The organism is Streptomyces sp. 142MFCol3.1 (assembly GCF_000424945.1).
In the GTDB taxonomy this organism is placed as follows: Bacteria; Actinomycetota; Actinomycetes; order Streptomycetales; family Streptomycetaceae; genus Streptomyces; species Streptomyces siamensis.
The window spans coordinates 254,196-273,003 of record NZ_AUKV01000007.1 but is presented as its reverse complement, the minus strand read 5'-3'; the positions used below and the strand labels follow the sequence as shown (position 1 = coordinate 273,003).

Below are 18,808 nucleotides of genomic sequence, written 5' to 3'. Positions count from 1 at the left end.
GGGAGGATGGAAGCCCCCTACATGTAAACCGACTTCTCGGGGATGTGGATCAGGGGCGGGCCGCTTCGGGCCCGCTCGCCGTCACGTCCGGCCGGCGCACCGCGGCGCCGTATGGTGTGCGGATGACGACGAGGTACGCGGCACTCCTGCGCGGGATCAACGTGGGCGGCGCCAAGAAGGTGCCGATGGCCGAACTGCGCACCCTGATGGAAGGGCTCGGGCACGGCGACGTGCGCACGTATCTGCAGAGCGGCAACGCCGTGTTCAGCAGCGACGGCGGCGACGAGGAGTCTCTCGCGGCACAGCTCGCCGAAGCCGTCGAGAAGCACTTCGGCTTCACCGTCGGCGTGCTGGTGCGCGATCACGCCTACCTGAAGGCCGTACGCGAGGCGTGCCCCTTCCCGGCGGCCGAGCTGGAGGCGAAGCAACTGCACGCCACCTACTTCTCCGGCCCCGTCGACGCGCTGCGTTTCGACGGCGTCGCCCCGGACGCGTTCCTCCCCGAGGAGTACCGCCTCGGCGACCGCGTCCTGTACCTGTACGCCCCCGACGGGCTCGGCCGCTCCAAGCTGGCCGAGGCACTGGCCCGGCCGAAGCTCCTCAAGGGGATCCTCGCCACCACCCGCAACTGGAACACCGTCGTCAAACTGGAGGAGCTGACCGGTGCTTGAGCGCAACGCCGCCGTCGAGGCGGCCATCGAGGGCGAGCTGCGTCTGCTGGACCCCGCGATCCGTCGGTCGCCCGAGCGGCTGGGGGCGCTGCTGCACCCCGAGTTCCACGAGTTCGGCTCCTCCGGACGGCTGTGGGACCGCGCCTCGATCATCGCCGAGCTGACCTCGGTGCCCGGGGCGGGGACCCGCCCGATCACCGCGTCGCGCATGCGGGGCGTACAGCTCGCACCGGACCTGGTCCACCTCACCTTCGACACGGAGGGGCACAACGGCCTCCGCGCGCACCGCAGTTCGCTCTGGCGGCAGTCGGTGGAAGGCTGGCTGCTGTACTTCCACCAGGGCACCCCGTTCAGCGTGGGCGCAGAGTGACCTTCCGTACGCCCTGGTAGGCGGTGTACGAGACGATCTCGTCCGGCACACCGAGCCGGGGGTCCCGGTACAGCCGGCGCAGTTCCTCCTCCGATCCGGCGGCGGCGACCGCGTCGGTCAACGCGAGATCCTCGGCGGTCAGCGACGCGTCGTCGAGGATCTCGGGGCCCCAGCCGTCCCAGGGCAGCACCTCGACGCCGTTGAGCGCGGCGAGATCGTGCAGGACGTTGCCGCGGACGTACCACAGGCCCCTGAGCTCCTTCAGCCAGCTGACGCCGAATCCGGCCGGGTCCGCGCGCCCGGCCCGGCACTCCCGCCAGGCCTGCCCCGCCACCACGAAGCGGTCCCGGGGGACGTCCAGCGGATCGAAGTCCACGTCGTAGGGCCCGTGGGCGATCTGCGCGTCCACGAGCCGCCGGTCGCCGTCGGGGAGGCGGTACTCGGTGACCCAGTGGTCTTCGTGGAAGCCCTCGACGAAGTACGTGGCGAACCCGCAGCGCAGCCGGGCAGGCGTGCCCGTCGCGCGGAGCAGCGAGCACAACAGCAGGGAGAAGTCCCGGCAGGTCCCGACGAACCGCTCGGCCGGCTCTCGCCGCTCGGTCAGCGGACGGTCCGAGCGCTCGCCGAGCAGGCGCAGGATCTCCGTCACGTAGCGCGACTCTGCGTCCTCGTGCAGCCGCGCCTCGGGGAGGGTCACGCCGAAGCGTTCTCCCTCGCCCCGGTGGATGATCACGTCCCTGACGATGCGGGCGAGGCTGCCGGGGTCCCGGGGGAGCCCGGCGACGTCCAGGTCGCCGGGGTCGCTGAACACACTCTGTCTGCGGTGGATGTCCATGCGCCGGACTGTGAGGTCTGCCCCAGGGGCAAGGTCAACCGGGAGAGCCGGGCGGGGTGTCCGCGAGGGCGTCGAGGCGGTCCATGTCCTCGTCGGTGAGCCGGACCGCGCCCGCGTCCAGGTTCTCCTCCAGGTGGACGAGGCTTCCGGTGCCCGGCGTCGGGCAGAGCACGGGGGAGCGGCGCAGCAGCCAGGCCAGCGCGACCTGCCCCGGCGTCGCCCCGTGCGCGGCGGCGATCCCCGCACACACCGGGTCGGAGGTCAGCGAGCCGTTGCCCAGTGGGAACCATGGGAGGAACGCGATCCCGCGGGCCTCGAACAGCTCCAGCAGCGGCTGGGAGGCACGGTCGAGCAGGTTGTAGCGGTTCTGGACGGAGGCGATGTCGGTCAGCTCCAGTGCGGCCGCCAGCTGTCCGTCCGTGACGGTGTCGAGCCCGATGTGCCTGATCTTGCCCTCGGTACGCAACTCGTCCAGCGTGCCCAGCTGTTCGGCCATCGGCACGTCCGGGTCGAGGCGGTGCAGCTGGTACAGGCCGATGGTGTCGAGACGCAGTCGGCGCAGACTCGCCTCGCACATCGCGCGCAACTGCTCGGGCCGTCCGGCGATGTGCCAGACGCTGTCGCCGGTGCGCACGACGCCGCCCTTGGTGGCGATCAGCAGTTCCTCGGCGTACGGGTGCAGGGCTTCGGCGACCAGCTCCTCGGCGACCGACGGACCGTAGTTGTCGGCGGTGTCGACGAGGGTGACGCCGCGCTCGACGGCCCGCCGCAGCACGGCCACCGCGTCCCGGGCGTCGCCGCGCGGACCCCAGTACCCGGGACCGGTGAGCTGCGCGGTGCCGTACCCGAGGCGGCGCACGGGCAGTTCGCCGCCGACGAGGAAGGTGCTCGTGCCGTGCTCAGGGCTGCGTTCGGTCTCGGCGTCGCCGGTGGATGTGCTCATGCTGTCGTTCCGATCTCGCGTGTGCGCCGTGCGCCGGTGACCTGGTGGCCGATGACGAACAGCAGTCCTGACGTGCCGAAGACCGCCCCCAGTATGTAGACCGGAAAGGCGTCGTCGCCCTCCGGGTAGTGGTCCTCGCACATGCGGACGATCTCGGGGTGCTCGCGGGCCGCCTCCAGACACACCCGGTCCCCGCGCCGCGGATGGTAAAGAGTGGGGTCGTAGCCCTTCTGGAGGGTGTGGTGCCGCCCGCCGACCGTGTAGGCGATCTCCCTCGTGTAGCCCTTGCCCACGTGGAGGAGCCGGGTGACGGTACCGGTGACCTGCACCCCGGTGGCGTCGATGAGCCTGCCCTGCTGCCACTGGACGGTCGCGGAGTACACCGTGAAGGCGGTGAGGGCCAGGAAGGACAGGCCCAGGAGGAGGGGCACCCATTTGCGCACGGCGGACAGCGTGGCACGGATCGGTGGGGAGTGCACCCATCCGTGTGAGGCTTTCGGCGCGGGGCCTTGCCCGGGAACCTGTCGCGTTTCTTCAAGAGGGCCCGACGCGGAGTCCCTAGCGTGGGACGCATGAACGAGCCGTACAAGAACGTGCATCCGTACATGGTCGAGTGCGCCACCGAGGCCGCCCGCGTCGCCCGCGGTGTCACGGCGGCGCAGCTGTCCGGGCCCACCCACTGCCCGCCGTGGGACGTCCGCGCCCTGGTGAACCACTGGGTCCTCTACACCTCGCACGGCCTGGAGCACCGGGCACTGCGCAGGCAGCTCCCCGAGGAGCTGACCGCTCGGGACTTCACGGCCGACTCCGACTGGGCGCAGGCGTACGCCGACCAGCTCGACCGAGCCGTGGCCGCCTGGGACGACCCCGCCGTCTGGGAGGGCGAGGTCGATCTCGGCATGGCGAAGATGGCGGCCGCCGAACTCGCCCCGATGATCGTCAAGGAGATGGCGGTGCACGGCTGGGACGTCGCGACAGTCACCGGACAGCGGTTCCGGATCTCGGACGGCGCGGCCCGGCTGGTCCTGGACGTGGTCGACACGCACGGCGACCTCTACCGGCAGTACGACGGCTTCGCCGACCCGGTGGACGTGCCCGACGACGTCTCCGTCTTCGACCGCGCCCTCGCCCACAGCGGCCGGGACCCGCGGCTGTCCCAGGCCTGAAGGGGGCCAGGTCTGATGGGGTCAGGCCCGAGGGAGGCCAGGAGGGGCAGGTCTGCGGGGCCGGGTCTGATGGGACCAGCCCGATTGGACCAGGGAATCCGCGCCGAATTGGACCGTGATCCTGGGCCATCCGCGGACTAGCCTCGGCGCCATGACGACCACCGCGCCCACTCGCGTCGACTTCTGGTTCGACCCGGCCTGCCCCTTCGCCTGGATCTCCTCCCGATGGATGCTGGAGGTCGAGCGCGAGCGCCCGCTCGACCTCCGCTTCCGCGTGATGAGCCTCTACCTGCACAATCTCGGCAATGAACTCCCGGACTGGTACCGGGAACTGGTCGACAGGTCGATCGGCCCGGTCAGGGTCGCGGTGGCCGCCGCCGAGCAGCACGGCGACAAGGTGCTGCGCGACCTCTACACCGCCTTCGGCACCCGTATCCACGAACGCCGCATCGAGGACTTCGACGCGGTTGTCACCGAGTCCCTCGCCGAGCTCGGACTCCCGGCCGAACTGGCGCACGCGGCGCACGATCCCGCGTACGACGAGGCGGTGACCCGCAGCCATGACGCGGGCAGGGAGCCGGACTCCGGCACCTATGTGGGCACGCCCACGATCCATGTCGACGGGACCGTGTGGTTCGGCCCGGTGCTGCGTGCCGTCCCGAGGGGCGAGAAGGCGGCCGAACTCTTCGACAGCTTCCGGGTCCTCGCCACGCACCCGGACTTCTTCGAACTCAAGAGGACCAGGACCGGCGGACTCAGCTTCGACTGACCCCCCGCCCCGGCGCTTCGCCCACCTACGCGCCGAGCGCCGTCAGGACCGGCGTGCGGACCGCGTCGTAGCGCTCCAGCAGGACCTGGGCCACCTCGGGGGCGGGACCGAGGACGTCGGCCAGGACGTCCGCGTCGGCGGCGCCCCGGGCGATGCGGTCCGGCAGGAAGCCCGGCGCCAGCACGTACGGGGCGATCGCCACCCGGGCGCAGCCGGCGGCGCGCAGCTCGCGCACCGCGTCCTCGGTGCGCGGAAGAGATGCGGAGGCGAACGCAGGCCGCACGGCGCACCAACCGGTGTGCCGCCACTCCCGCGCGATTTCAGCGATCACTGCGATCGCCTCCGGGTCCGTGGACCCCGCCGAGGCCAGCACGACCCCGGTCGAGGACTTGTCGGCGGGGCTCAGCCCCGCCTCGTACAAGCGTCGCTCCAGCGCCGCAGTCAGCAGCGGGGACGGACCGAGCACGTCGGCCTGGCGGATGCGCAGCCGGGAGGGGGCCTCCCGCAGCACCGCCGGGATGTCCGCCTTGGCGTGGAAGGCCCGCGTCAGCAGCAGCGGCAGCGCCACCACGTCCCGCACGCCCTCGGCGGCGAGGGACTCCAGCACGCCCTGTACGGACGGGACGTTGAAGTCCAGGAAGCCGGTCTCCACGCGCAGCCCCGGACGCCGGGCCCGCACCTGTCGTACGAGGGCGTGCACCGTCGCGGCATGGCGCGGGTCGCGGCTGCCGTGGGCGATGACGACGAGGACGGGGCTGACGGATCGGCGCATGTCGGACTCAGCTCTTGACCAGCAGACCGCGGCTGCGCAGCACCCACCGCTCCAGCGGGCTGAAGATCAGCAGGTCGATGGCGATACCGACGATCAGGATGAGCAGGATGGCGAGGAAGACCATGGACATGGAGCTGGCGGTGCGGCCGTTCTCCAGCAGCTGGCCGAGGCCCACACCCAGGTCGGGGGAGGAGGCGATGATCTCCGCGGCCATCAGGGAGCGCCAGGAGAAGGCCCAGCCCTGCTTCAGGCCCGCCAGGTAGCCGGGCAGTGCCGCCGGCATGACGATGTGCCAGGTGCCGCGCAGCCCGGTGGCGCCCATCGTGCGGCCGGCCCGCAGGAACAGCGGCGGCACCTGGTCCACGCCGGACACCAGGCCGTTGGCGATGGAGGGGACCGCGCCGAGCAGGATCACGGCGTACATCATCGAGCTGTTCAGACCCAGCCAGATCACGGCCGGCGGCACCCAGGCCACCGACGGCAGCGACTGGAGGCCGGACAGGACCGGGCCGATGGCGGCGCGCACGAACTTCACCCGTGCCACCAGCAGCCCCAGCGGTGTGCCGATGACCAGCGCCAGAAGGAAGCCGAGCAGGCCGCGCGAGACGCTCGTCCAGATGTAGCCGAAGAGCTTGCCCTGGAGCCAGGCGTCCTCGACCTCGCCCCACACGTCGCCGGGGGAGGGCAGCTTGGTCGGGTCGTCGACGACCTTGAACGTGATCAGCGCCTGCCACACGACGAGGACGAGCACGACGGCGACGACGGGCGGCAGGACCTTCTGGACGAGGGTCTGCCGCAACGGGGGCCGGCCCGTGTGGACCGTCTCCAGGGCGTCCAGGCCCGCCTCCAGACCCGCCAGGTCGTGGCTGTCGTCGACGGCCGCGGCGGACTTGGTCTCAGTGCTGGCCATGTCGGCGGATCTCCCCACGCAGTTGTTCGGTGATCTCGACGGACAGCTCCGCCACGGCGGTGTCCTCGATGCGGCGCGGCTGCGGTATGTCCACGGTCCACTGGTGCGCGACCCGCCCAGGGCGCGAGGACAGCAGCACGACGCGCTGGGCGAGCCGCACCGCCTCGCGCACGTTGTGCGTGACGAACAGGACGGACAGCCGGGTCTCGCGCCAGATCCGGGTCAGCTCGTCGTGCAGGACGTCCCGGGTGATGGCGTCCAGCGCCGCGAACGGCTCGTCCATCAGCAGCAGCTGGCTGTCCTGGGCGAGCGCCCGCGCCATCGCCACCCGCTGGCGCATACCGCCGGACAGCTCGTGCACCCGCTTCCCGTACGCACCCTTCAGCCGTACGAGTTCGAGCAGTTCCTCGGCCTTGTCGCGGCGGTCGGCCTTGGCCACCCCCCGCAGCTTCAGCGCGAGTTCGATGTTCTTGCCCGCGGTCAGCCACGGGAACAGGGCGTGCTCCTGGAACATCAGGGCCGGGCGCCCGTTGGTCGTGATGCTGCCCGCGGTCGGCTCGTCGAGCCCCGCGACCAGGTTGAGCAGCGTCGACTTGCCGCACCCCGAGGCCCCCAGGAGGGTGACGAACTCACCCGGCGCGACATCCAGCGTGATGTCGTCGAGGGCGAGCTGCTGCCCGGCGGGTCCGGCGAACGACTTCGAGACGTTCTCGATCCGCGCGGCGTGCTCCACCGACGTCGTGACGTCGGCGGCCTTGGCGAGAGCAGTTGCCATGGTCGTCACCTCCTGGGAACTCATCGGTGTCCGGGCTTACTTGGCGCCGAGACCGGCGTCGTCGACCGAGCTCTCGCCCGCAGCCGACAGGACCTTGTTGAGCAGCGTCAGGTCGTAGATGCCGTTCAGGTTCGGCTTCTCCAGCAGACCGGCCTTCACCGCGTGCGCCGCCTCGGTGCCGAGGGTGGCGGCCAGCGGGTCGTCGGTGGTCTGGATCGACTTCCAGGCGGGGTCCAGGACCTCGGCCGGGAGCTCCTTGCCGGAGTCGACCTTGAGCTGCGCGTTCGCCGCGGTCTTCGCCTCGTCCGGGTTGGCGCCGATCCACTTGTTGGTCGCCACGGAGCCCTTGAGGACTGCCTCGACGACCTTCGGGTGCTCCTCGAGGAAGCTCTGCGACACGATGATGTTCGTGATCACGAACTTCTTGTCGGGCCACAGCGTCGACTCGTCGAGGAGCACCTGGCCGCCCTCGGCGACCAGCTTGGACGCGGTCGGCTCCGGCACCCAGGCACCGTCGATGGAGCCCGACTTGTAGGCGTCCGGGGTGATCTTGTTGTCCGTGCGGATGACCGAGACGTCGCCCTTGCCGCTGTCCGCGTCGACCTTCCAGCCCTGCTCCGCGATCCAGTTGAGGAACGCGACGTCCTGCGTGTTGCCGAGCTGCGGGGTCGCGATCTTCTTGCCCTTGACGTCCTTCAGGGACTTGATCTTCTTCGGGTCGACCACGAGCTTCACGCCGCCGGACGCCGAACCGCCGATGATGCGCAGGCTCTTGCCGTTCGACTTGGTGTAGCCGTTGATGGCCGGTGAGGGGCCGATCCAGCCGATGTCGATCGAGCCCGAGTTCAGCGCCTCGATCTCGGAGGGGCCGGCGTTGAAGGTGGTGTACTCGGCCTTGGTGGCGCCGAGTTCCTTCTGGAAGAGGCCCTCGTGGCGGCCGACGAGCGCGGTCGCGTGGGTGAGGTTGCCGAAGTACCCGATCTTCACGGAGTCGAGACCGTCGATCTTCTCGGACCCGGCGGCGACCTTCTCCTTCTCGGAGGTGTCGTCCTTGGCCTCGGAGCCGTAGCCGCATGCGGCGAGAGCGAGAAGGGGGAGTGCGGCGGCGACGGCGACGCCGCGGCGGAGCAAGGCGTAGCGGTTGGCAGGCACGGGAGGTGTTCCTCTCGTTGGCCCGGCGGTCACGGTGTCTCAGGTCGTGGCCGGGAGGTCGGCAGGTCTTCGTCGGTGCAGGCGGTGGAGGGTGCGGGCGCGCAGGCAGTGCGCGTACGTCATCGCGCACATCGCGCCACCCCGCCCTGCCCGCTGCCGAGGGCGCCGCTGCCGACGCGGCCGCCCTCCTTCGCGAACGTGGAGTAGAAGTCGGTGGACGTCATGTCAGAAGTCCCAACCGTCGTCGTCGGCGTCGTCCTTGACCGGCTGCGGAGCGGCGAAGGACTCGCCGACCATGCCCGCGGTCAGGGTGGTGCCGTCGGCGGGGTCGATCAGGATGAACGCGCCGGTGCGCCGGGAGTCGGCGTACGAGTCGACGGGCAGCGGCTCCGCGGTACGGATCTTGACGCGGCCGATGTCGTTGGCGGCGAGCTGACCGGGGTGCGGGTGCAGCGACAGGTCGTCGAGGGTCAGCCGGGACGGGATGTCCTTGACGATCGCCTTGACCGTGCGGGTGCCGTGCTTGAGCAGCACCCGGTGTCCCACGGTGAGCGGCTGGTCGGCGACGTGGCACACGGTCGCCTCGATGTCCTGCGTGGTCGGGGGCGCGTCCTTGCTCGGCACGATCAGGTCGCCGCGCGAGATGTCGATGTCGTCCTCCAGCAGGAGAGTCACCGACTGCGGCGTCCACGCGACCTCGGCAGGCTCGCCCAGCACGTCGATCCCGGTGACCTTGGAGGTGCGCCCGGAGGGCAGCACCGTCACGCTCTCGCCGACACGGAAGGCACCGGCCGCGATCTGGCCGGCGTAGCCCCGGTAGTCGGGGTGCTCGGCGGTCTGCGGGCGGATCACGTACTGCACGGGGAGCCGGGCGTGGCAGTGCCCCAGGTCGTGGCTGACCGGCACGGTCTCCAGGTGCTCCAGGACCGTCGGCCCGCCGTACCAGTCCATGGTGGCGGACGCCTCCACCACGTTGTCACCGGCGAGCGCGGAGATCGGGATCGCGGTGATCTCGGGGACGCCGAGCTCGGACGCGTACGCCGTGAACTCCTCGGCGATCGCCGCGAAGACCGACTCCTGGTAGTCGACGAGGTCCATCTTGTTGACGGCGAGGACGACGTGGGGGACGCGGAGGAGGGCGGCGACGGCGGCGTGGCGTCGGGTCTGTTCGATGACGCCGTTGCGGGCGTCGACGAGGACGACGGCGAGGTCGGCGGTGGAGGCGCCGGTGACCATGTTGCGGGTGTACTGCACGTGACCGGGGGTGTCGGCGAGGATGAAGCGGCGGCGCGCGGTGGCGAAGTAGCGGTACGCGACGTCGATCGTGATGCCCTGTTCGCGTTCGGCGCGCAGGCCGTCGGTGAGGAGAGCGAGGTCGGGTGTGTCCTGGCCACGGCTGGCGGACACGCGCTCGACGGCTTCGAGCTGGTCGGTGAGGACGGACTTGGAGTCGTGCAGGAGTCGGCCGACGAGGGTGGACTTGCCGTCGTCGACGGAACCGGCGGTCGCGAAGCGCAGCAGGGTGGTCGCCGACAACTGCTCGACCGACAAGGGCTCGGTGGGTTCGGTGGTGCTGGTCATGTCTAGAAGTACCCCTCGCGCTTGCGGTCTTCCATCGCGGCCTCGGACATCTTGTCGTCGGCGCGGGTGGCGCCGCGTTCGGTGAGCCGGGAGGCGGCGATCTCGGCGATGACCGCGTCCAGGGTGGTCGCGTCGGAGTCGACGGCGCCGGTGCAGGACATGTCCCCGACGGTCCGGTAGCGGACGAGCCGCTTCTCGACACTCTCGCCGTCCTTCGGGCCGCCCCACTCGCCGGCGGTCAGCCACATGCCGGAGCGCTTGAAGACCTCACGGTCGTGCGCGAAGTAGATCTCGGGGAGTTCGATGTGTTCGCGGGCGATGTACTGCCAGACGTCGAGTTCGGTCCAGTTGGACAGGGGGAAGACGCGGACGTGTTCGCCGGGGGCGTGGCGGCCGTTGTAGAGCTGCCAGAGTTCGGGGCGCTGGCGGCGGGGGTCCCACTGGGAGAACTCGTCGCGCAGGGAGAAGACGCGTTCCTTGGCGCGGGCCTTCTCCTCGTCGCGGCGGCCGCCGCCGAAGACGGCGTCGAAACGCTCGGACTGGATCTTCTCGGTGAGCGGTACGGTCTGCAGGGGGTTGCGGGTGCCGTCGGGACGTTCACGCAGGACACCGCGGTCGATGTAGTCCTGGACGGAGGCGACGTGCAGGCGCAGACCGTGCTTGTGGACGGTGCGGTCGCGGTATTCCAGGACCTCGGGGAAGTTGTGTCCGGTGTCCACGTGCAGGAGGGAGAAGGGGACCGCGGCGGGGGCGAACGCCTTCAGCGCCAGGTGCAGCATGACGATGGAGTCCTTGCCGCCGGAGAAGAGGATCACCGGCCGCTCGAACTCGCCCGCGACCTCGCGGAAGATGTGGACGGCCTCGGACTCCAACGCGTCCAGATGCGACAGCGCGTACGGGCTGGACTCCTCGGAATCACCGGCTGCCTCGGAGACAGTGGCTGCGGTCGTCATGCGAGACCCCTCTCGGTGAGCAGCGCATGCAGCGCGGCGGCGGACTCCTGCACGGTCTGGGTGTGCGACTCGATGCGCAGATCGGGTGACTCGGGCTCCTCGTACGGGTCGTCGACACCGGTCAGCCCCGAGATCTCGCCCGCCGCCTGCTTGGCGTACAGGCCCTTCACGTCGCGCACGGAGCACACCTCGACCGGCGTGGCCACATGGACCTCCACGTACGGCGTCCCTCCCGTGCTGTGGCGCTCGCGCACCGCCGCACGGCTGTCCGCGTACGGCGCGATCACCGGGACGAGTGCCTTGACGCCGTTGCGCGCGAGCAGTTCGGCGAGGAAACCGATGCGCTGCACGTTCGTGAAACGGTCCGCCCGCGAGAAGCCGAGACCCGACGAGAGGAACTCGCGGATCTCGTCGCCGTCGAGCACCTCGACGCGATGTCCCTCCTCGTGCAGCCGGCCGGCCAGCTCGTACGCGATGGTGGTCTTGCCGGCACTCGGCAGACCCGTGAGCCAGACGGTGGCTCCGGTCGTCACTTGCTGCTCCTGAGAAATCTGAGTGGTCGTGGTCATCCGTGCAGCCCGCACTCGGTCTTGGCGCGGCCCGCCCAGCGGCCGGCGCGCGCGTCCTCGCCCTCCAGGACCCGGCGGGTGCAGGGCGCGCATCCGACGGAGGCGTAACCGTCCATCAGCAGCGGGTTGGTGAGGACGCCGTGCTCCGCGACGTACGCGTCCACGTCGTCCTGCGTCCAGCGGGCGATCGGCGAGATCTTGACCTTCTGCCGCTTCTCGTCCCAGCCGACGACCGCGGTGTTCGCCCGGGTCGGGGACTCGTCGCGGCGCAGCCCGGTCGCCCACGCGTCGTACTTGGTCAGCCCCTCCTCCAGGGGCTTCACCTTGCGCAGCGCGCAGCACAGGTCCGGGTCGCGATCGTGCAGTTCGGGGCCGTACTCGGCGTCCTGCTCGGCGACCGTCCGGCGCGGGGTCAGCGTGATGACGTTGACGTCCATCACGGCCTCCACCGCGTCGCGGGTGCCGATGGTCTCCGGGAAGTGGTAGCCGGTGTCGAGGAACACCACGTCGACACCGGGGAAGGCGCGGGACGCGAGGTGGGCGACCACGGCGTCCTCCATGGAGGAGGTCACGCAGAACTTCTTGCCGAAGGTGTCGGCGGCCCACTGGAGGATCTCCAGGGCGGAGGCGTCCTCCAGGTCGCGCCCGGCCTGCTCGGCGAGGCGCTTCAAGTCCTCGCCCGTACGCTCTTCCTGAATGGTCGTCATGTCAGTCCCCCTCCGTCGTCACCCTGCTGGAGCCCCCGGGCGAGCAGCCCGAGGAACTTCAGCTGGAAGGCTCGATTGCACGCCGCGCATTCCCATGCGCCGTGACCCTGCTCGCTCGGACGAAGGTCTTCGTCACCGCAGTAGGGGCAATAGAAGGGGGCGGCCCGCTCGCTCATGACAGCGACTCCCCTTCTCTTGTGGCTCGGTTCGCCTCCGGGGCGCTCCAGCCTCCGTCGACGGCCGACCGTGCTCGACCGCTGCGCGGCCTGCGCGTGCTCGGCCTTACGACGCAGGCGCGCCCCTTCGGCTCACTCGCCCGGCTCACGACAGGGCCTCCTCTGAAGCCCGCGCAGCCCAGGCGGCGAAGCGCTCGCCGTCCTCGCGCTCCTCCTGGAAGCGCTTGAGGACCCGCTCGATGTAGTCGGGCAGCTCCTCCGAAGTGACCTTCAGGCCACGGACCTTGCGGCCGAAGCCGGCCTCCAGGCCGAGCGCTCCGCCGAGGTGCACCTGGAAGCCCTCGACCTGCTCGCCGCGGTCGTCGAGGACCAGCTGGCCCTTGAGACCGATGTCCGCCACCTGGATACGGGCGCAGGCGTTCGGGCAGCCGTTGATGTTGATGGTGATCGGCTCGTCGAACTCCGGGATGCGGCGTTCGAGTTCGTCGATGAGCGAAGCGCCGCGCGCCTTGGTCTCGACGATGGCGAGCTTGCAGTACTCGATGCCGGTGCAGGCCATCGTGCCGCGCCGGAAGGGCGAGGGGTCGACCGTCAGGTCGAGCGCCTCCAGGCCCTCGACGAGGGAGTCGATCCGCGACTCGTCCACGTCGAGCACGATCATCTTCTGCTCGACGGTGGTGCTCAGCCTGCCGGAGCCGTGCGCCTCGGCCAGTTCGGCGATCTTGGTGAGGGTGGCGCCGTCGACGCGTCCCACACGCGGTGCGAAACCGACGTAGTACCGGCCGTCCTTCTGCCGGTGCACGCCGACGTGGTCGCGCCAGCGGGCGACCGGCTGGTCGGGGGCCGGACCGTCGACGAGCTTCCGCTTCAGGTACTCGTCCTCCAGGACCTGGCGGAACTTCTCGACACCCCAGTCGGCGACCAGGAACTTCAGGCGGGCGCGGGTGCGCAGCCGCCGGTAGCCGTAGTCGCGGAAGATCGAGATGACGCCCTCGAAGACGTCCGGGACCTCGTCGAGGGGGACCCAGGCGCCCAGGCGCTGACCGATCTTCGGGTTGGTGGACAGGCCGCCGCCGACCCAGAGGTCGAAGCCGGGCCCGTGCTCCGGGTGGTTCACGCCGACGAAGGCGACGTCGTTGATCTCGTGGGCGACGTCGAGCAGGGGTGAGCCGGAGATCGCGGTCTTGAACTTGCGGGGCAGGTTCGAGAACGCCTTGTTGCCGATGACGCGACGGTGGATCTCGTCGATCGCGGGCGTGCCGTCGATGATCTCGTCCTCGGCGATGCCGGCGACGGGCGAACCGAGGATGACGCGGGGCGTGTCACCGCAGGCCTCGGTCGTGGACAGGCCGACGGCCTCCAGCCGGTTCCAGATCTCCGGTACGTCCTCGATGCGGATCCAGTGGTACTGGACGTTCTGCCGGTCGGTGAGGTCGGCGGTGCCGCGCGCGAACTCCTGCGAGATCTCGCCGATGACCCGCAGCTGCGCGGTGGTCAGCCGGCCGCCGTCGATGCGGACCCGCAGCATGAAGTACTTGTCGTCCAGCTCTTCCGGTTCCAGGATGGCGGTCTTGCCGCCGTCGATCCCGGGCTTGCGCTGGGTGTACAGCCCCCACCAGCGCATCCGGCCGCGCAGGTCGTTGGGGTCGATCGAGTCGAAACCCCGCTTGGAGTAGATCGTCTCAATGCGTGTCCGCACATTGAGACCGTCGTCGTCCTTCTTGAACTGCTCGTTGCCGTTGAGCGGGGTGAAGTGACCCACGGCCCACTGCCCCTCGCCACGGTGACGGCTCACCTTGCGGCGGGGCGTGGCGGGGTCCTGCGGGGTGGCGGCCATGGTTGCTACGTCCTTCGAGACTGCGGGACAGGTATGTCAGCGACTCTGACCTGCGCATACGGGCGCATACGGAAGTATGGGCGCGTCCTTGCGCAGGGGTGCGGAAGAGAAGAGGTCGGCGGTGCTGAGCCCGTGGCCGAAGGCCACTGAAGGGTTCGTCAGCTCGCCGGACAGATGGCGCTGGACATGCGGCCGAGGTCGACGTGCCGCCGACTCACCAAGGCAATTCCAGTTCCAGACATGACGGAAGCCTGTCACGGGGATCTCCGCACAGTCCACCATCGTCCGTCATGTGGACACCCTTGTCCCGGATGCTGGGACAAGGGTGTCGTCGGTCACACAGGGCCCTGAACTGGGCCGGAACGGCTCAGACGGCTCGCGCTCCTGGCCACGGTCCCGGCGTGGCGGCCTCCTGCTCCTCCTCGACCTTCGTGTCGAAGAGCTTGAAGCCGCGCCGGAGGTAGTTGTCCATCGCGTGTTCGCCGTCCTTGCTGCAGGTGTGCAGCCAGACGCGCTTGGTCTCGGCGCGGCCCGGCCAGCGGTCGGCCAGGTCCCAGGCGCGGGCGGCGCCGTAGGAGAGGAGGTGTCCGCCGATGCGGCGGCCACGGAACGCGGGGATCAGTCCGAAGTACATGATCTCGACGACGCCGTCGTCCTGCGCGTCCAGCTCGACGTAGCCCGCGGGCGTCCCCCTGTCGTATGCGACCCAGGTCTCGACACCGGGCCGGTCCAGGGCCTCCTGCCACTGTGCGTACGTCCAGCCGAGCCGGTCCGTCCAGCGGATGTCGCCGCCGACCGACGCGTACAGGAAGCGGCTGAACTCGGGCGAGGGAACCTCGGCACGCACGATCCTGACGTCGCCGTCGGGCGCGATCGCGGGGAGCAGGTCGGCCGGGGCCGTCTGCTCCAGGGACCAGGTGGTCACAGTGACGTTGCTCATGCGAGTCAGGGAACCACGGGGGCGGGGGCGCATCCAAAAGCGGCCGATCAACGGACATCCGTCCGGAGCGGACACCGGCGCGGGCGGGCAGCCGCTACTCCAGCGAGCCGGCCACAGCGGACAGCGGCACCGCGTAGAGCGCCCGCCGTCCGGCCGCGCGGGTCAGCGTCCACACCTCGCCGGTCTCCTGCCAGTAGGACAGGGACCCGGTGCGCAGGCCCCAGCAGGCGTGCGACCGGTCCGCGGTGCAGGTGGCCGCCTCGGCGCCGTCCTCGGTCTGCCGCCAGATGCTGCCGTGCCGGGTGGGGACCTCCGGCGCCTGCCCGAGGTACCACTGCGCCCCGCGCGCGCCACGCGGCGTGTGCGCGAGGACGCCGGACACCCCTGCGGCCTTGCTCTCGTAGGCTTCGACGGCGTCGACCCGGCCGCGGGAATCGGCGAGCAGACCGGTGCGGTAGGCGGCGGTGCTGTAGGCGTAGCGCCACACCCGGGTCCGTTCGGAGCCGGCCGCGGGGCGCTCGGCGGCGACCAGGCTGTCGGGTGCCGAGCTGCGGTCCAGGGACAGCGAGGCGAAGCAGGGGGTGCGGCCGCCGCGGCGGGTGCACGTGCCGCCGGCCGGCTCGTACGCGTCGACGGCCGGGAGTACGTACCGGTAGCCGCCCGCGGAGTAGCCGCCGCTCACCCGGCCGACCGCGCCGCTGTCGACACCCGCCCGCAGGATGCGGTGCATGTCGAAGACGAGCAGGCCCGATCCGTGCGCCCCGGTGACGATCAGCTTGTCCTGGTACCAGACCATGCCGTCCAGTGCGGAGCGGACCGGCTCGAAGTCCCGGCCGCCGTCGCGCGGGGCGACCAGCAGGACCCAGCTGTACCTGAGCGCGCGCGGGTCGGTCGCGTCGACGAAGGCGACCCGTGCCAGTCCCCGGTCCCGTGTCGGTGCGGCGGCCTGGCGATCCCGGTGCGTCCAGCCGGCCAGGATCACCCGGTGCTCGCCCCAGTGGCCGTCGTCGTCGGCGTCACCTGAGGTGGTCACGGACCGGGGCTGCCACTGCCGGGTCCGTTCGTCGCCCTCGTCCCAGCAGTACGCGCGCGTGGCCGTCGGCTCGACCGGCAGCGCGGCCCGCTCGGCGCTGGAGCAGCCGGCCTCGTCGCGCATCGTGCGGTCGGCGCTCCCGAGGACGCCGTCGACGCCCACGTTCCCGCCCATGTTCTTGGTGAGCCGGTCCAGCGTGTCCAGGTCCACCGGCTTCTCGTGAAGGCGCAGCGGTGCGGTCCGGGACGCGGTGCCGAGCGCGGTGAGGCCGCCGGGACTGCCGCTGCCCGTGGCCTGGGAGGTGCTGATCAGGGTGGCGGCCGCGGTGAGGGCGAGGGCGGTTCCGGCCAGGGTGGCGCGCAGCGCCTGTCCTCTCCTGCGACGACGGTGCCTGCCGCGGTGCTTCATGCGTCCTCCCGAGGAAGGCCAACTGCCTCTCGCATCTCGGCCGTTGACGGAGAGACGGGTGGGGTGGCCTGTGAGGGGATGCTACGGCAGATACCTGCGGGCCAGGTCGAAGACCCCGGAAGACCCCCACGAAATACGCGCACGAAATACGCTGACGACGACATGTGTCCGCAGCGGGCCGGCACCGGGGGCGCGCCTGCCGGGGTGTGTTCGTCGAGGGATGTCCGCCCAGGGATCTCCGCCGGGGTGGGTTCGAGAGGCGTGCCGGCGCGCGATCACGTCCACCTACCAGGCGGCGCTGCGGAACCTGCAGAGCCCAGGGGCGCCAGGGCTCGCACCAGTTGCACAGTCCGTGCGGCGCGGTGCATCGAGGTAGACGGTGGCGGTCTCGCCACAGCGAGTAGCCGGCCGAAGCTAGTGGAAACCGAGCATGCCGGGAGAGTTGATGTCGACCGTGACCACACCGGGCGGGTAGCGGTCTTCGAACTCGGTGAGAAGGATCGACATGCCGGTGAACTCGGCGCGCGGCAAGGCGCAGAACGCCAGCAGGACCTGGGCCATGGCCAGGCGCAGGAGTTCGGCGTTCGTCAGGTTCGGAGGCCGCCCGATCCGGCGACGAGGGGCCACGTGGTCGTCGATGAGCACGCACAGTGCCGCCAGAAGGGCGTCCAGGCCAGGAGTCACGGCCAAGCCGACGGGCGCCCTTCGCCATGGTTGCGACCAGCGCAGACATCGGACTCATTCATCCAGGCCTCCGCCCGCAGGCGGAGCGGCGCGTGCGCCGGGCGCCCGGTGAGGCCGGCCCCGGCGCTCTCACAGAGGTGGCCGCACCCGCGTGTCCAGCACCGCCGGTGCCGCCGAGTGCGGCAGCAGGTCCAGCGGGGTGTCCGGGAACAGGACCTCGACCACGACTTCGTCGCGGAAGCGGTACGGCCGGTGGTCGAGCAGGCCCGTGAGGCGGCGCCGAACCCGTGACAGTTCGGCGCGGACCGTCACCGTGCGGGTCGGGTCGCCGAAGATGTCGACCGCGAGCTGGGCCGCGCTGCGCCCCTCGCGGTGCACGGCGAGCACGTACAGCAGTTCGGCGTGGCGGGGGCTCAGGTCCTGCGCCCAACTGCCCGCCGCGCCCGAGACGGTGATCCGGGGCCGCCGGGGCTCGGCGAGGTCGAGCACCACCCGGCTCGCGCAGTCCGGTACGTCGGTCTCGGTGACCCGCAGCAGCCAGCCACCGGGCATCGGCTCCACGAAGCACGCCCCGAGGGAGGGCAGCCAGACCCGGCCCGTGCCGAAGGAACTCGGCAGCGGGACCCGGTCGACGGGCGGCATCCCCGTGACGGCGGCGAGCCAGCCGTTGGTGTCCACCACCAGCGCCTTGCCGCCCAGCCGGGACAGCAGCGGCGCGGCCACCGCGCGCAGCCGCTCGACGGCCGCGAGATGCCTGCCGCGCAGTTCACTTTCGGCCAGCCGCGACACCGAGTCGACCAGCGCGAGTGTGGCCGGGTGAAACGTGTGATCGGGCCCGCTGACATCGACGATGCCGAGCAGACGCCCGTCGCGCGGGTCGTGCACGGGAGCCGCGGCGCAGGTCCAGTCGTGCAACGTACGGACGAAGTGCTCGGCCGAGTGCACCTGGACGGGCGCGCCCGCGTTGAGCGCCGTACCGATCGCGTTGGTGCCCGTCGTGTCCTCGCTCCAGGCCGCGCCTTCCTCAAGGCAAATGGTGTCGGCCCGGCGCAGCACGCCCGTGTTGCCCGCACGCCACAGGACCCGTCCCTCCGGATCGGTGACCACCATGATCTGCAGCGACGCGTCGGCGACGGCGGCCAGTCCGCCGCTGAGGACGGGCATCACGTCGGCCAGAGCCGTGGAGGTCCGGCGGTGTTCGAGTTCGTCCGTCTGCAACAGCACACTGTCCGTGCTCTGTTCGGGATCCACTCCGAATCGTTTCACTCTTTGCCATGACTGCCCGATGACCGGGCGAGGAGCGATCGGGGAGGGTTCGCCCCGGAGTGCCGCGGCCCACGTCGCCTGGAGGTGCCGAACCGTTTCCGACGCATCCGGCGGAGCGAAACGGGCGGGGTTGATCGATGTGGTCTTCACAAGGCACTCCCGGAACCAGGACCGCGCACGGGCAGTGACGCCGACGTCACTGCACATCGTGCCTGCTCTGGGTGGGGGACGCCGGGACTTCGCACAAGGAGCACCAAGGAATGCAACGGTCTGCAACTCTCGCCAACGGTC

At 70.7% G+C, this 18,808-nt stretch carries 21 protein-coding genes and 1 pseudogene; 4 read left to right on the top strand and 18 right to left on the bottom strand.

Annotated features, from left to right (window positions below; genetic code table 11):
- Positions 1-122 precede the first annotated feature (122 nt).
- Together H305_RS0112635 and H305_RS0112630 are read left to right on the top strand one after the other, a co-directional pair.
- Positions 123-671, top strand: coding sequence for a DUF1697 domain-containing protein (locus H305_RS0112635; RefSeq protein WP_028800707.1), 549 nt, complete (start codon positions 123-125; stop codon positions 669-671).
- Entirely contained in the window at positions 664-1,041 is a 378-nt protein-coding gene (locus H305_RS0112630) for a DUF4440 domain-containing protein (protein ID WP_028800706.1), read from the top strand. Before H305_RS0112635 ends, H305_RS0112630 begins: the two co-directional genes overlap by 8 nt.
- Here H305_RS0112630 and H305_RS0112625 read toward each other — a convergent pair.
- The 3 genes from H305_RS0112625 to H305_RS0112615 are packed head-to-tail and all read right to left on the bottom strand — an operon-like array spanning position 1,022 to position 3,262.
- Positions 1,022-1,876 (bottom strand): transglutaminase-like domain-containing protein, encoded by an 855-nt coding sequence (locus H305_RS0112625; RefSeq protein WP_028800705.1) that lies wholly within the window; start codon positions 1,874-1,876, stop codon positions 1,022-1,024. The two genes, H305_RS0112630 and H305_RS0112625, sit on opposite strands and share 20 nt — an antisense overlap.
- Before the next feature lie 34 nt (positions 1,877-1,910).
- Entirely contained in the window at positions 1,911-2,819 is a 909-nt protein-coding gene (locus H305_RS0112620; RefSeq protein WP_028800704.1) for an aldo/keto reductase, read from the bottom strand.
- On the bottom strand, positions 2,816-3,262 hold the full coding sequence (locus H305_RS0112615; protein ID WP_158690520.1) for a hypothetical protein: 447 nt from the start codon (positions 3,260-3,262) through the stop codon (positions 2,816-2,818). The genes H305_RS0112620 and H305_RS0112615 overlap by 4 nt, the downstream gene beginning before the upstream one ends.
- A gap of 129 nt (positions 3,263-3,391) precedes the next feature.
- Between H305_RS0112615 and H305_RS0112610 the strand changes: the two genes are divergently transcribed.
- A complete protein-coding gene (locus H305_RS0112610; protein ID WP_037763602.1) occupies positions 3,392-3,985 on the top strand; it encodes a TIGR03086 family metal-binding protein in 594 nt (197 codons plus the stop codon).
- Between the two features lie 151 nt (positions 3,986-4,136).
- A complete protein-coding gene (locus H305_RS0112605) occupies positions 4,137-4,754 on the top strand; it encodes a DsbA family protein (RefSeq protein ID WP_028800701.1) in 618 nt (205 codons plus the stop codon).
- Between the two features lie 25 nt (positions 4,755-4,779).
- On the opposite strand, the gene H305_RS0112600 is transcribed toward H305_RS0112605, so the two are convergent.
- The 15 genes and pseudogenes from H305_RS0112600 to H305_RS0112535 all read right to left on the bottom strand — a co-directional run bounded on the left by H305_RS0112600 (position 4,780) and on the right by H305_RS0112535 (position 18,667).
- The gene (locus H305_RS0112600; RefSeq protein WP_028800700.1) at positions 4,780-5,526 is read right to left on the bottom strand and encodes a sirohydrochlorin chelatase; all 747 of its coding nucleotides are present in this window, start codon (positions 5,524-5,526) and stop codon (positions 4,780-4,782) included.
- A 7-nt stretch (positions 5,527-5,533) separates the two neighbouring features.
- On the bottom strand, positions 5,534-6,436 hold the full coding sequence (locus tag H305_RS0112595; RefSeq protein WP_028800699.1) for an ABC transporter permease: 903 nt from the start codon (positions 6,434-6,436) through the stop codon (positions 5,534-5,536).
- Entirely contained in the window at positions 6,423-7,211 is a 789-nt protein-coding gene (locus tag H305_RS0112590; RefSeq protein ID WP_028800698.1) for an ABC transporter ATP-binding protein, read from the bottom strand. The genes H305_RS0112595 and H305_RS0112590 overlap by 14 nt, the downstream gene beginning before the upstream one ends.
- Before the next feature lie 36 nt (positions 7,212-7,247).
- Complete coding sequence (locus H305_RS0112585; RefSeq protein ID WP_028800697.1) at positions 7,248-8,363, bottom strand: aliphatic sulfonate ABC transporter substrate-binding protein; 1,116 nt, start codon at positions 8,361-8,363, stop codon at positions 7,248-7,250.
- Positions 8,364-8,588: 225 nt separating this feature from the next.
- Positions 8,589-9,944, bottom strand: coding sequence for a sulfate adenylyltransferase subunit 1 (locus H305_RS0112575; RefSeq protein ID WP_028800695.1), 1,356 nt, complete (start codon positions 9,942-9,944; stop codon positions 8,589-8,591).
- A gap of 2 nt (positions 9,945-9,946) precedes the next feature.
- Entirely contained in the window at positions 9,947-10,897 is a 951-nt protein-coding gene (cysD, locus tag H305_RS0112570; protein WP_028800694.1) for a sulfate adenylyltransferase subunit CysD, read from the bottom strand.
- Positions 10,894-11,466: an adenylyl-sulfate kinase gene (gene cysC / locus H305_RS0112565; RefSeq protein ID WP_078629011.1), complete on the bottom strand. Its 573-nt coding sequence runs from the start codon at positions 11,464-11,466 to the stop codon at positions 10,894-10,896. The genes cysD and cysC overlap by 4 nt, the downstream gene beginning before the upstream one ends.
- Positions 11,463-12,173, bottom strand: a complete 711-nt coding sequence (locus tag H305_RS0112560; protein WP_028800692.1) for a phosphoadenylyl-sulfate reductase — start codon at positions 12,171-12,173, stop codon at positions 11,463-11,465. Before H305_RS0112560 ends, cysC begins: the two co-directional genes overlap by 4 nt.
- On the bottom strand, positions 12,170-12,349 hold the full coding sequence (locus H305_RS54675) for a hypothetical protein (RefSeq protein ID WP_078629010.1): 180 nt from the start codon (positions 12,347-12,349) through the stop codon (positions 12,170-12,172). The genes H305_RS0112560 and H305_RS54675 overlap by 4 nt, the downstream gene beginning before the upstream one ends.
- A 145-nt stretch (positions 12,350-12,494) precedes the next feature.
- Complete coding sequence (locus tag H305_RS0112555) at positions 12,495-14,186, bottom strand: nitrite/sulfite reductase (RefSeq protein WP_028800691.1); 1,692 nt, start codon at positions 14,184-14,186, stop codon at positions 12,495-12,497.
- Between the two features lie 158 nt (positions 14,187-14,344).
- Positions 14,345-14,428, bottom strand: a complete 84-nt coding sequence (locus H305_RS56010) for a putative leader peptide (protein ID WP_309486338.1) — start codon at positions 14,426-14,428, stop codon at positions 14,345-14,347.
- Positions 14,429-14,553: 125 nt separating this feature from the next.
- Positions 14,554-15,126 carry a GNAT family N-acetyltransferase gene (locus H305_RS0112550; RefSeq protein WP_028800690.1) on the bottom strand — a complete coding sequence of 191 codons (573 nt, stop codon included), beginning with the start codon at positions 15,124-15,126 and terminating at the stop codon, positions 14,554-14,556.
- A 94-nt stretch (positions 15,127-15,220) separates the two neighbouring features.
- A complete protein-coding gene (locus H305_RS0112545; RefSeq protein ID WP_028800689.1) occupies positions 15,221-16,567 on the bottom strand; it encodes a hypothetical protein in 1,347 nt (448 codons plus the stop codon).
- A 537-nt stretch (positions 16,568-17,104) separates the two neighbouring features.
- Positions 17,105-17,251, bottom strand: a pseudogene (locus H305_RS56350) (IS982 family transposase); the annotation flags it as partial.
- 129 nt (positions 17,252-17,380) lie between these two features.
- Positions 17,381-18,667, bottom strand: coding sequence for a GAF domain-containing protein (locus H305_RS0112535; protein ID WP_028800688.1), 1,287 nt, complete (start codon positions 18,665-18,667; stop codon positions 17,381-17,383).
- Positions 18,668-18,808: the final 141 nt, after the last annotated feature.